This is a genomic window from Streptomyces sp. NPDC054783 (assembly GCF_053611725.1).
The window spans coordinates 109761-122270 of record NZ_JBSHAY010000017.1 but is presented as its reverse complement, the minus strand read 5'-3'; the positions used below and the strand labels follow the sequence as shown (position 1 = coordinate 122270).

The 12510-nt window shown below is 71.7% G+C and carries 11 protein-coding genes, 1 tRNA gene and 2 pseudogenes; 6 read left to right on the top strand and 8 right to left on the bottom strand.

The genetic code is table 11. The features are described 5' to 3' along the window. Positions 1–683 precede the first annotated feature (683 nt). The 4 genes and pseudogenes from ACWGJ5_RS27515 to ACWGJ5_RS27500 all read left to right on the top strand — a co-directional run. A pseudogene (locus tag ACWGJ5_RS27515) lies at positions 684–1526 on the top strand (SPFH domain-containing protein); the annotation flags it as partial. A 141-nt stretch (positions 1527–1667) separates the two neighbouring features. Further along, entirely contained in the window at positions 1668–2273 is a 606-nt protein-coding gene (locus tag ACWGJ5_RS27510; protein WP_453312347.1) for a lytic polysaccharide monooxygenase auxiliary activity family 9 protein, read from the top strand. A 118-nt stretch (positions 2274–2391) separates the two neighbouring features. After that, entirely contained in the window at positions 2392–2856 is a 465-nt protein-coding gene (locus ACWGJ5_RS27505) for a DUF3592 domain-containing protein (RefSeq protein ID WP_453312346.1), read from the top strand. Between the two features lie 39 nt (positions 2857–2895). Then, a complete protein-coding gene (locus ACWGJ5_RS27500; protein ID WP_453312345.1) occupies positions 2896–4533 on the top strand; it encodes an AMP-binding protein in 1638 nt (545 codons plus the stop codon). 56 nt (positions 4534–4589) lie between these two features. Here ACWGJ5_RS27500 and ACWGJ5_RS27495 read toward each other — a convergent pair. The 6 genes from ACWGJ5_RS27495 to ehuB form a co-directional block, all read right to left on the bottom strand. Further along, positions 4590–4663: transfer RNA gene (locus tag ACWGJ5_RS27495), tRNA-Lys, on the bottom strand. 85 nt (positions 4664–4748) lie between these two features. Continuing rightward, on the bottom strand, positions 4749–5507 hold the full coding sequence (locus ACWGJ5_RS27490; protein ID WP_453312344.1) for an IclR family transcriptional regulator: 759 nt from the start codon (positions 5505–5507) through the stop codon (positions 4749–4751). A 210-nt stretch (positions 5508–5717) separates the two neighbouring features. Then, positions 5718–6500 carry an ectoine/hydroxyectoine ABC transporter ATP-binding protein EhuA gene (gene ehuA / locus ACWGJ5_RS27485; protein ID WP_453312343.1) on the bottom strand — a complete coding sequence of 261 codons (783 nt, stop codon included), beginning with the start codon at positions 6498–6500 and terminating at the stop codon, positions 5718–5720. After that, positions 6490–7140 (bottom strand): ectoine/hydroxyectoine ABC transporter permease subunit EhuD, encoded by a 651-nt coding sequence (gene ehuD, locus ACWGJ5_RS27480; RefSeq protein WP_453312342.1) that lies wholly within the window; start codon positions 7138–7140, stop codon positions 6490–6492. Before ehuD ends, ehuA begins: the two co-directional genes overlap by 11 nt. Next, positions 7137–7856, bottom strand: a complete 720-nt coding sequence (ehuC, locus tag ACWGJ5_RS27475) for an ectoine/hydroxyectoine ABC transporter permease subunit EhuC (RefSeq protein ID WP_453312341.1) — start codon at positions 7854–7856, stop codon at positions 7137–7139. The genes ehuD and ehuC overlap by 4 nt, the downstream gene beginning before the upstream one ends. Next, complete coding sequence (ehuB, locus tag ACWGJ5_RS27470) at positions 7853–8779, bottom strand: ectoine/hydroxyectoine ABC transporter substrate-binding protein EhuB (RefSeq protein WP_453312340.1); 927 nt, start codon at positions 8777–8779, stop codon at positions 7853–7855. The genes ehuC and ehuB overlap by 4 nt, the downstream gene beginning before the upstream one ends. 47 nt (positions 8780–8826) lie before the next feature. Between ehuB and ACWGJ5_RS27465 the strand changes: the two genes are divergently transcribed. Beyond that, positions 8827–9324 (top strand): DUF3830 family protein, encoded by a 498-nt coding sequence (locus tag ACWGJ5_RS27465; protein ID WP_453312339.1) that lies wholly within the window; start codon positions 8827–8829, stop codon positions 9322–9324. A 49-nt stretch (positions 9325–9373) separates the two neighbouring features. Further along, positions 9374–10026, top strand: a pseudogene (locus ACWGJ5_RS27460) (MerR family transcriptional regulator). Positions 10027–10049: 23 nt separating this feature from the next. On the opposite strand, the gene ACWGJ5_RS27455 reads toward ACWGJ5_RS27460, so the two are convergent. Both ACWGJ5_RS27455 and ACWGJ5_RS27450 read right to left on the bottom strand, forming a co-directional pair. Then, positions 10050–11426 carry an amidase gene (locus ACWGJ5_RS27455; protein ID WP_453312338.1) on the bottom strand — a complete coding sequence of 459 codons (1377 nt, stop codon included), beginning with the start codon at positions 11424–11426 and terminating at the stop codon, positions 10050–10052. Between the two features lie 32 nt (positions 11427–11458). Next, positions 11459–12409 carry a D-2-hydroxyacid dehydrogenase gene (locus ACWGJ5_RS27450; RefSeq protein WP_453312337.1) on the bottom strand — a complete coding sequence of 317 codons (951 nt, stop codon included), beginning with the start codon at positions 12407–12409 and terminating at the stop codon, positions 11459–11461. Positions 12410–12510 lie beyond the last annotated feature (101 nt).

Here is a 12510-nt window from a genome sequence, read left to right as displayed (position 1 = left end):
TGGACCGCGGGGCCGGGCGAGTGGCTGTTGGGCGTCGGACCAGGCGATCGGTTCTGTGACGGCGGGGCCGTGCGGGCGGTCTGTGGGTGTCGGGTCGGGTGGTTGGTGTGTGTCGGCTATGTCGGGCGGGCGGTCTTGGACCGCTGGGGTGGGCGAGTGGCCGTTGGGCGTCGGACCAGGCGATCGGTTCTGTGACGGCCGGGCCGTGCGGGCGGTCTGTGGGTACCGGGCAGGGTGGCCGGTGGGCGGGTGGTGAGTGGGTGGGGTCGGGCGGGCGGCCTTTGAGTGCCGGGCCGGCCGGTCTCTGATCGCCGGGCCGGGCGGGCGGCCTCTGACCACCCGCCCTACGACCCCCGCCCACGCGATCGCCCTACGAGCACCCGCTCAGACGACCGCCCTCCGGCCACCGGGTCGCGCGACCGCCCTCCGGCCACCGGGTCGCGCGACCGCCCTCCGGCCACAGGGCCGCGCGACCGCCCTCCGCCCCCGCCCGCGCGATGGTCCTACGGCCCCCGGCCGCGCCACCTCGGCCGCGCGAGCGCCCTCCGCCCCCCCGGCTCAGACGACCGCCCTCCGGCCACCGGGCCGCGCGACCGCCCTCCGGCCCCCCGCCCACGCGACCGCCCCCGACCACGAAGGCGGCCGCTCCCGACCGGCAGGGCCCTGTCCGTCCGTCCCAACCCCTGTTCACGACGCATCTGGCGCGGAGGCTTGAGGCACGCATGGGTACGACCACGTCACACACACCGCCCGAATCCGAGTGGCAGCCGGACGGGTCGGTCACCGGGATCCGACGGCACGTCACCGGCGAGCAGCCGCGCCCGAGACACCCGGCGCCGGTGTGCCGCCCGCTGCCGGAGACCGGCCCGGAGCTGGTGGAGCGCCCGGCGCGGGTACTGCCGGGCGCGGCCGGGGTGCTGGCCGGGATGGCCGGGATCGCCGGCTGTCTGGCCACCTCCTGGTGGGCGGGGCTGCTCCCGACGGCCGTGGTGGAGGCGCTGCGGCTGCCCGCGTCCCTGGGCGACGGGCTCGGTCCGGCGCAGTGGGCGGCGTACACCGGGGCCGGGGCGCTCGGGATGTTCGGCTTCGGCGGGCTGACCCGGGGGCGGACCGGGCGGGCCTGGGTGCTCGGTCTGTTCGGCCGCTACCGGGGGACGGTACGGCGCACCGGACTGCTCTGGGTGAACCCGCTGCTGCGGCGGCGCGGGGTCGACGTGCGGCTGCGGCACTGGCGCAGCGAGGCGGTGCCGGCGGCGGATCCCGACGGGACGGCGCTCGGGGTGGTGGTGCTGGTGGTGTGGCGGACGCGGGACACCGCGCGGGCGGTGCTCGGCGTCGAGGACCACGAGAGGTATGTGCGGGAGTGCGTGGAGGCGGCGCTGGCGCGGGTGCCGTTGGATCCGGCGGGCGGGACGCGGCGCGGGGTGACGGCGGCCGGGGACGCGCTGACCCGGCTGGTCGCGGAGGAGACCGCGCCGGTCGGCGTGGAGGTGTTCTCGGTGCGGCCGCTCCGGGTCACGGTCGCCCTCCGTTCGCGGCGCGGGGAGCCGTCGCAGCCCGGCCTGTGATTGGTATGGACATGTTCAACAGGCGGCAATAATCTGGCACTTGGTCTAGACCTACCTGCACAGCTCACCGAACTCCCCACGTTCTCCAGGAGCGGCAGTATGCACACCAGGACCAAGTTGTCCGCGGTCGTGCTGGGCGTGGTGACCGCCGGAGCGTTCGCGCTCTCCACCGGCGGCGCCAGCGGGCACGGCTACACCGACCTCCCCATCAGCAGGCAGAAGCTCTGCGCCAACGGCGCGGTGACGGGCTGCGGCGACATCCAGTACGAGCCGCAGAGCGTCGAGGGCCCCAAGGGATTCCCGGCCGCGGGGCCCGCCGACGGCCAGATCTGCAACGGCGGCCTGAGCCGGTTCGCCCAGCTCAGCTCGCCGACCACACCGTCCGGCGCGGCCTGGCCCACGACCAGGGTGACGGGCGGGCAGACGTACACCTTCCGCTGGCAGTTCACCGCCCAGCACGCCACGACGGACTTCAAGTACTACGTCACCAGGCAGGGCTGGAACCAGAGCCACGCCCTGTCCCGCTCGGACCTCAACCTCACCCCGTTCCTGACGGTCCCGTACAACGGCCAGCGCCCGCCGGCCACCCTCAGCCACAGTGGCACCCTGCCGACCGGGCTGAGCGGGCACCACGTCATCCTCGCGGTGTGGACGATCGCCGACACGGGCAACGCGTTCTACGCCTGCTCGGACGTCACGTTCTGAGGACCGGTCCGCCACAGCACGGAAACTGAGGTTCCCTTGAGGCCGGCCGCCCCCACTCGCGGGTACGTTCCTCGCACGCCGGCCCGGCGGGGCGGCGTACCGACCTCGGGGGGACCTCATGTTCGAGTCGCTTTTCTACGTCGTGCCCGCGCTCATGATCGCCCTGGCGGTCTTCGCCCTGGTCAGGCTCCTGCGCCGGTCGCGGGAGGTGCGCCGGGCCTGGAACGGTGGGCTGACGGCGGAGGCGCGCTGCCTGCGGACGTACACCACGACCAGCGGCGGCGGTGAGACCTCCGTGAGCACGACGCTCCACCACGTGTACGAGTTCACCACCCGCGAGGGCCGTACCGTCCGCTTCGAGGAGAGCAACGGGCCGGGGACGAGGGTCGAGGGCGACATCGTCACCGTGCACTACACGGCCGAGCGTCCCGAGCGGGCGACGGCACACACCCCGGCGCGCGGGCGGCTCGCCGCCGAATCCGGCTGCGCGGTGGCGTTCTTCAGCGTGTTCATCGCGGGGTGCGTCATCTTCATGGTGGTCGCCCACTCGGCCTTCTCGATGGCGGACGGCTTCCTTCCCTAGTCTCGCCATCTGACGTTATGTCAGTTACCGTGCGCCTCCATGGAGTCCATGACACGCACGGTCGCCGAGCTGGTCGCCGCGCGGTGGGACGACCACCGGCCGGGACTCATGTGCGAGGAACGCACGCTGACGCACCACGAGGTCGCCGCCCGCGCCGCCGCCCGCGCGGCACTCCTGGCCGACCTGCTGCCACCGGGTGCCCTCCCGCATGTCGGCGTGCTCCTCGACAACACCGAGGAGTTCCCGCTGTGGCTGGGCGCCGCCGCCCTCGCCGGCGCGGCCGTCGCCGGGATCAACCCCACCCGCCGGGGTCCCGAACTGGCCCGGGACATCCTGCACACCGAGTGCCCGCTCCTGGTCACCGAGCGGGCCCACCTGCCCCTGCTGGCCGGACTGGACCTGCCGGGGGTGCGGATCCTCGTGACGGACGACGAGGAGTACGGCGCCCTCCTCGCCCCCTACGCCGACGCCCTGCCCGACCCGTCCCGCGCCGCACCCACCGACCGGCTGCTGCTGTACTTCACCTCCGGGTCGACCGGCGCCCCCAAGGCCGCGCTGTGCTCCCAGGGCCGGCTGGCGGCGGCCGGTCAGGCGCTGGTGAGACAGTTCGGGGTGCGCGCGGACGACGTGCACTACATCTGCATGCCGATGTTCCACGGCAACGCGGTGATCGCCGACTGGGCGCCCGCGCTGGCCGCCGGCGCGGGGGTCGCGCTGCGGCGGCGGTTCTCGGCGTCCGGGTTCCTGCCCGATGTGCGTCGGTACGGGGCGACGTACTTCACGTATGTCGGGCGGGCCGTCCAGTACGTCCTCGCCACCGAGGAGCGCACGGACGACCGGGACAACCCCCTGCGGCTCGGTTTCGGCACGGAGGCCGGCGCGGTGGACGCGGCGGCCTTCGAGCGGCGGTTCGGCGTCCGGCTGGTGGAGGGCTACGGCTCCTCCGAGGGCGGCGCGGCGATCCAGTGGGCGCCGGGCACGCCGAAGGGCGCGGTGGGACCGGCAGGCCCGGGGCTGGTGGTGCTCGACCCCGCCACGGGACGCGAGTGCCCGCCCGCCGTGTTCGACTCCGCCGGGCGGCTGCTCAACGGGGAGGAGGCGATCGGTGAGCTGGTGAACCGGGGGCCGAACCCCTTCGAGGGGTACTGGAGGAATCCGGCCGCCGAGGCCGAGCGGCGCCGGGGCGGGGCGTACCGGACCGGTGACCTGTTCTACCGGGACACCGACGGCTATCTGTACTTCGCGGGCCGTACCGACGACAGGATCCGTGTGGACGGGGAGAACCTGGCCGCCGCGATGATCGAGAACATCGTCGCCCGCTACGAGGGCGCGGTGGCCGTCGCCGTCTACGGGGTGCCGGACCCGGTGACCGGGGATCAGGTGATGGCGACCATCGCCGGGTCCTTCGATCCGACGGGTTTCGCCGAGTTCCTGGCGGCCCAGCCGGATCTGGGCACCAAGATGGCGCCCCGGTTCGTGCGGGTGGTGGAGCGGATGCCGGTGACGGCCACGAACAAGATCCACCGGGCGCGGCTGCGGCGGGAGGGGTACGTGTGCGCCGATCCGGTGTGGTGGCGGCCACAGGGGGAGGCGCAGTACCGGATTCTCGCCGCTGGGGACGCCCAAGGGGGCGTGGGTGGCGAAGCCCCCACGACACGCGGCGCATCGGCGCAATAACAGAGATGGCGAGCCGGGTCCGCGCTTTCCGCGGACAAGGCTCGCCATCGTCATCGTGCGCCGCCAGGGACTCGAACCCCGGACCCGCTGATTAAGAGTCAGCTGCTCTAACCAACTGAGCTAGCGGCGCATGACTCCCGCCCACCGCGGTTTTTTTCCTCCGCGGCCGGCGACGAAGAAAATACTACCTGGTCCTGAGGGGTGCTCGTGACCAGCTACAGGGCCAGGGACAGCAGTACCGGTGCCGCGTTGCGGTTCAGGGCCTCCGCGGCCTGCTTCAGCCGGTGCGCGTGCTCCACGGGCAGCGACAGTGCCAGGCAGCCCACCGAGGAGCCCGCGGTGATCGGGACCGCCGCGCAGACCGTCCCGATCGCGTACTCCTGGAGGTCCAGGACCGGCACCGTCGGCGGCTGGGACTCCAGGCGGGACAGCAGGAGCCTGTCGCTGGTGATGGTGCGCGAGGTGAGGCGGGCCATCTTGTGCCGGGAGAGGTGGTCGCGGCGGGCGTTGTGGTCCAGCTGGGTCAGCAGGCTCTTGCCGACCGCCGTGGCGTGGGCGGAGTAGCGGAAGTCGACCCACTCGTTGACCGCCGGGGTCGTGGGTCCGGCGGCGTACTGGGTGACCCTGACCTCGCCGTCGACGTACCGGCTCATGTAGACCGCCGCGCCGACCGAGTCGCGCAGCCGGTCCAGGGTGTGCTGGAGCTTCTCGCGCACCGCCCGCTCCCGGTCGTGCGCGGAGGTGAGCCGGCGCAGGGTGTCGCCGGTGACGTACGCCCCGTCGGTGATCTGCTCGACATAGCTCTCCCGGCGCAGCATGCGCAGCAGGGCGGTGAGCCGCTCGGAGCCGAGGCCGGTGCGGCGGGCCAGCTCGGTGTCGGTGACGCCTGCGGAATGGCGGGCGACGGTCTCCAGCACGCGCAGGGCGTCCTGGGCCGAGTGGTACGGGGCGGTCGGCTCGTTCATCAGCGCCACGGTGTCCCCCTGCGCTCGCCTGTGTGGGCCGCGAGATCCGGTCGGCGGATCGATACCACGATAACGGGCAAACCCGGTACGGGGAGAGGGGGTTGGCGAGATTGTTCTGCCCGCCTCACCCCTCCCAGCTGCGACGTAGACCCTCTGGCATATGCCAATGCCATGACCCAGTGGTCGGACCTCGGCATCTTCCGGATCCACGCGCCGTAGTCACAGGACCGCGCTGAGGAATTCCCGGGTGCGGTCCTGCTCAGGCTCGGTGAAGATCTTGTCCGGAGAGCCCGCTTCGATCACCCGGCCGCCGTCGAACATCAGCACCTGGTCGGAGATGTCACGGGCGAAACCCATCTCGTGGGTCACACAGAGCATGGTGATGTCGGTGCTGCGCGCGATGTCCCTCAGTACGTCGAGGACGCCCGCGACCAGCTCCGGGTCGAGCGCGGAGGTCACCTCGTCCAGCAGCAGCACCTGCGGCCGCATCGCCAGCGCCCGGGCGATCGCCACCCGCTGCTGCTGACCGCCGGAGAGCCGGGTCGGCTTCGCGTCGCACTTGTCGGTCAGCCCCACCAGCTCCAGCAGCTCCCGGGCGCGCTCCTCGGCCTCGTCCTTGGACATGCCGAGGACCTGCACCGGCGCCTCGGTGATGTTCCGCAGCACGCTCATGTTCGGGAACAGGTTGAACTGCTGGAACACCATCCCGATCTTCTTGCGGACCTCCCGGACCTGCTTCTCCGGCGCCGGGAACAGCTGCTCCCCGTCGACGGTGATCGTGCCCTCGTCCGGTTTGGTGAGGGTCATCAGGAGTCTGAGGATCGTGGTCTTGCCGGATCCGGACGGGCCGATCAGGGTCACGTGCCGGCCGGCGTCGACGGAGAAGTCCAGCCGGTCGAGCACGGTGTTGGCGCCGAACCGCTTGGTGACGTTCTCCAGGCGGATCAGCTCGGTCGGCTGGGCGTCGGTGGCGGAGGGCTGCGGACGGGTCTCAACGGACAAGGCGTCGCTCCAGAGCTCGCAGGAGAAGGGAGGCCAGGTAGGAGATGAGGATGAAGGCCACACCGATCACGGTGACCGGCTCGGTGAACTGGAAGTGCTGCTGGGAGAAGAGCCGGGCCTGGCCGAGCATCTCCAGCACGGTGATCACCATCAGCATCGGTGTGTCCTTGAGCATGGAGATCACGTAGTTGCCGAGCGCGGGCACCACGCGGCGGATGGCCTGCGGCAGGATCACGGCGGTCCAGGTCCGCAGCCGCGGCAGGTTCAGCGCGGTCGCCGCCTCCCACTGGCCGACCGGGACCGCCTCGATGCCGGCCCGGTAGACCTGCATGGTGTACGTCGAGTAGTGCAGGCCGATCGCGAAGACGCCGGTGGTCAGCGCGGAGAAGGTCACGTTCCACTCGGGCAGCACGTAGAACAGGAAGAACAGCTGCACCAGCAGCGGGGTGTTGCGCACGAACTCCGTGACCACGCCGACCGGCCAGCGCACCCACCGGCTCGGCGTCCGCATCAGCAGCGCCCACACCAGGCCCAGGCTGAACGACAGCAGCGAACCGAGGGCCAGGGCCTCCAGGGTGACCCGCAGACCGTCCCAGAAGTGTGGCATGAACTCACTGACGGCGTTCCAGTCCCACTTCATGCGACGCGCCCCCCTACTCCGGTCGTCTGCGCGCGCTTGAGCTCACGCGCCGCCGAGAACGTCCCGGCGTCCTTGCCGATCCGGGCCTTCAGCCGCTTCTCCAGCGAACGCATCAGCCGGGTGAGCACGAAGGCGATCGCGAAGTAGATCAGGAGCACGTACGTGTAGATCTCCGCGCTCTGCTGCAGCGCGAGGCGCACCAGGTTCGCGCTGAACGTCAGATCGCCCATGCCCATCACCGACACCAGCGCGGTGCCCTTGAGCAGCTCGACCAGCAGATTGCAGAAGGAGGGGATCATTTCCGGCACGGCCTGCGGCAGCAGGATCAGCCGCATCCGCTGGGCCGCGGTGAAGCTGAGTGCGATCCCGCCCTCCTGCTGCGCCGGATCGACCGACTGCAGCGCGCCGCGCACGATCTCCGAGCCGTACGCCCCGTACGTCAGCCCGAGCGCCAGCGTGCCCGCCCACATCGGCACCAGCTGCCAGCCGAAGGCGACCGGCAGCACGAAGAACACCCAGAAGATCATCACCAGCGCCGAGGTGCCGCGGAACACCTCGGTGTAGAAGCCGGCCACGAACCGCACGATCCACAGCCGGTGAGTGCGCGCGATGCCGACGACGAAGGACACGGCGGTGGCCAGCAGGGCGCTGAACACCAGCAGCTGGACGGTGGTCCAGACGCCCTTCAGTACGAGTTCCCACAGTCCCGAGGTCATCCGCCGCACAGCTCCTTCGCGGTGAGGCCGGTCATCTCGGCCCTGGTGAAGCCGAAGGGCCGAAGTATCCGGAACAACTCCCCGCTCGACTTCAGCCTGCGCAGCTCGACGTTGAAGGCGTCCCGCAGCCTCGTCTCGCTCGACCGGAACGCGAACGCGCCGCCGTCGACGTGCGGTTTGCCCTTGACCAGCGGCGCGAAGGGCGCGGTGGCCTCCGCCTTGCTCGACTTCTTCACCACTTCCCGCGTGGTGAGCGCCGTACCGGCGAACACGTCGACCCGGCCCGCCTCCACGGCGTTCAGCCCGGCCACCTGGTCCGGGACGATGAGGATGTCGCCCTGCTTGTACCCGGCCCCGACCGCGTACTCGATCTCCGCGTATCCGGTGCCGGTGGCGAACTTGGCCTTCTTCGCGACGACGTCCTTGTAGGAGTGCAACCCCAGCGGGTTGCCCTTGCGCACGATGAACGAATCGAGCATCTGATAGTCCGGATCCGCGAAGATCACCTGCTGGCAGCGCTCGGGATTGACGTACATCCCGGCCGCCACGACGTCGAACTGCTGAGAGTTGAGCCCGGGGATCAGCGAGCCGAACTCGGTGGGCACGGGCTGGACCCGGTCCACCCCCAGTCGCTTGAAGATCACCTTGGCCAGCTCGGGTGCCTCACCGGTGAGATGGCCGTCCTTGTCGATGTACCCGAAGGGGATCTCACCGGCGATCCCGAGGCGTACGACGCCCTGCGCGCGGAGGCGTTCGAGCAGGTCGCCGCCCTCCTTGCCGGACGCCTCGGCCACCCGAGAGCAGCCCGCAGCGCCCAGCACACCGAGGGCGGCGAGGCCACCGAGCACCGAGCGCCGGGTGTGACGGCTGTGTCTGAGTTCCGGCCGGAATGTGTGTACGTCGTTCCCAAGTGGTGGAGCCATGGCGGCGCGGCTACCCAAGCGGATCCCGGCTATGCACCCTTGTTTTCATGGCCGACCGATTCGTCACCGTCTCGCTCGACAAGCGGGACGTGCACTGCACGGCACGACTGCTGGACGACCGCGCGCCCCTGACCTGCACGGCGGTATGGGAAGCCCTGCCGCTGGCGGGCGACGTCTACCACGCCAAGTACGCGCGCAACGAGATCTACGCCCTCTTCCCGCCGTTCGCCTCCACGGAACCCCCACTGGAGAACCCGACGGTCACCCCGATTCCCGGCGACCTCTGTTACTTCTCCTTCGCCGGCACCGAGCTGGGCACCAAGGCCTACGGCTACGACCGCGCCGTCCGCCCCGGCACCACGGTGGTCGACCTGGCCCTGTTCTACGAACGCAACAACCTGCTCCTCAACGGTGACGTGGGCTGGGTGCCGGGAATCGTGTGGGGTCAGGTGGTGGAGGGCCTGGAAGCGATGGCCGAGGCCTGCAACGACCTGTGGCGCAGCGGGGCGGCGGGGGAGACGCTCCGTTTCCGGCGGGCTGCCTGACGGGCTGCTTGACCCTCACACCGTGTCAGGCGGTCAGCTCGGAGACATCATGTTCACCATCGGAGACTTCGCCCGGCACGGCCGCGTCTCGGTCCGGATGCTGCGTCACTACGACGCGACCGGCCTGCTGCGCCCGGCCCACGTCGACCCCGCCAGCGGCTACCGCCACTACACCGCAGCCCAGCTTGCCCGGCTCAACCGGATCATCGCGCTCAAGGACCTCGGATTCACCCTCCAGCAGGTGCGCGACATCGTGGACGAGAAGGTCGGCGCCGAGGAACTGCGCGGCATGCTGCGGAGGACATCGGCCCTGTCATCGGGCCGCTCTACGACGAGCTGTTCCGGCGCCTGGAGGCGGCAGGCGTCACGCCCCCGGGCCCCGGCATCGCGTCCTACGAGGACGCCCCGGAGGGCGGCGGCAGGATCACCGTCCACGCCGCCGTCCAGGTCTCCGCACCTGTCCAGGACGGCGCCCTGCGCATCCTCGACCTGCCGCCCCTCGACCAGGCGGCGACCATCGTGCACCGCGGATCGATGGACACCGTCCTGCCCACCGCCCAGACCCTGGCCCGCTGGATCGACGCGGGCGGCCACCGGGCGACCGGATACCCCCGCGAGGTCGACCTGGAGTGCCCCGAGAACCGCGACGACTGGGTGACGGAACTGCAGGCACCGGTGACTCTGCCTGATTCCCGGCGGTAGCCACAGGGCCGGCCCTGTACCCGTCACACCGCTCCGGCCTCGTACAGCGCGTGCGCCGCCCGCAGTACCAGATCATCCCGGTGCCGGGCCGCCACGAGTTGCATCCCCACCGGCAGCCCGTCCCCGTCCGTGCCCACCGGGACGGTTGCCGCGGGCTGCTGGGTGAGGTTGAACGGGTAGGTGAACGGGGTCCAGCCCGTCCAGCGCCGGTGGGCCGAGCCCGTCGGCGTCTCCACGCCCGCCTCGAATGCCGTCAGCGGCAGGGTCGGGGTGACGAGGAGGTCGTAGCGCTCGTGGAAGCGGCCCATACGGCGGCCGAGGTCCATGCGGACGTCGACCGCGGCGAGATAGTCCAGCGCGCTGTAGCGGGCGCCCCGCACGCAGATCTCCCGCAGGCCGGGGTCCAGCAGCTGCCGTTTGCGCGGGGAGAACCGCTCGGTGAGCCGGGCCGCGCCGCTGAACCACAGAGTGTGGAAGGCCTCCACCGGTTCGCTGAAGTCCGGGTCGGTCTCCTCGACGTACGCGCCGAGGTCGGCCAGCAGGGCCACCGTCCGCCGTACCGCCGCCGCGACCGCCGGCCGGACCGCGACCTGGCCGCCGAGGGACGGGGAGTACGCCACCCGCAGACCGTGCACGCCGCCCCTCAACGCATCCTGGAAGGAGCCGGGCGCGGGCGGCAGGCCCGACCAGTCGCGTGGGTCCGGGGCGCCGATGACATCCAGCAGCAGGGCCGCGTCGGCCGCGTCCCGGGTGATCGGGCCCGCGTGCGAGAGGGTGCCGAACGCGCTCGCCGGGTACAGCGGCACCCTGCCGTACGTCGGCTTCAGGCCGAAGACGCCGCAGAACGCGGCCGGGATCCGGATGCTGCCCCCGCCGTCCGTGCCCAGCGACAGCGGGCCCGCGCCGAGCGCCACGGCCGCCGCGCTGCCCCCGCTGGATCCGCCGGCGGTGCGGGAGTGGTCGTGCGGGTTGCGGGTGATGCCGGACAGCGGGGAGTCCGTCACGCCCTTCCAGCCGAACTCGGGGGTCGTCGTCTTGCCCAGGAACACCGCGCCGTGCTCGCGCAGCCGGGCCACCGAGGGCGCGTCCTCGTCCCAACTCCCTTGCTCGGAGATCGTCTTGGAGCCGCGCAGGGTCGGGTGGCCGCGCAGGAGGAGGATGTCCTTCACCGTCACCGGCACCCCGTCCAGCAGCCCGGCCGGCTCGCCGCGCCGCCAGCGCTCCTCCGACTCCCGTGCACGGGCCAGCGCGTCCTCCTCGGTGAGCCGTACGAACGCGTTCACCTCCGGCTGGATGCGGCGGGCCCGCTCCAGGGCCTGCGCGGTCGCCTCCACGGGACTGAACTCGCCCTTGCGGTAACCGTCGAGGAGCTGGACGGCGGTCAGGTCGGTGAGCTGCATGCACCCTCCAAGAGGCCAAGAGGTCCGAGAGATCAGTGACCGGGGACGTAACCGCGTTTCTTGTCGACCACGTTCACCAGTGATCTGCCCGCCGCCCACCGCTCGTACAACTCCACGAACTGTGCGCCCAGTTCGTCCCGCCAGCCGACCGTGTCCCCGCTCATGTGCGGGGAGACGATCAGCCCCGGCAGTCCCCACAACGGGCTGTCCGGGGAGAGGGGCTCGGTGGTGAAGACGTCCAGTGCGGCGCCCGCGAACCAGCGCCGGGTCAGGGCATGGGCGAGGGCGTCCTCGTCGACGAGCGCGCCCCGGCCGACGTTCACGAAGAACGCCGACGGCTGCATCACGCCGAACCGGTGGCTGTCGAACATGCGGTACGTCTCCTCGGTGAGCGGCGCCGCCGCGATCACCCAGTCCGCGCGGGAGATCAGCCGGTCCAGGTCGGCCGGCCCGTGGATGCCGGTCCGCGGCACCCGCCCGACCAGCGCCGTCGTCACACCGAGGGCCTTCAGGGTGCGTACGATCGCCCGGCCGATCGGGCCCGAGCCGACCACGCACGCGCGCGTGCCCGCCACCCGCCGGCCCTCCCGGTGCCGCCAGGTCCGCTCCCGCTGGTACTCCAGCGTGCGCGGCAGGTCCTTGGCGGCCGCCAGCACCAGGGCCGCCACGTACTCGGCGATCGGCTGGTCGAAGATCCCGCGCGCGTTCGTGACCACCGTGTCGGACGCGGCCAGCTCGGGGCCCAGCAGATGGTCCACGCCCGCGCTCGCCGTGTGCACCCAGCGCGGGCGGGGTCCCTCCCCGGGCCAGGCCTCGCGCACCGCGTGCGAGGTGAAGTCCCAGACCAGCAGGACGTCCGCCTGCGGCAGCCGCTCGGCCAGGTGGGCGGCGTCCGTGTGCACGATCCGGGCGCGGCCGGTCAGCCGGCCGAGGCGCGGCGGCGGGTCGGCGTCCAGCACGAGGAGGGTCGGCAGGGTCGTCATACGGGGCGGCTCCGAGCGTCTGACGTGCACGGATTATGCGCGGATTGACCACGCTCGCACCCGAATCTACCTTCGTCAACACGGGCGTACTCGCGATCCGT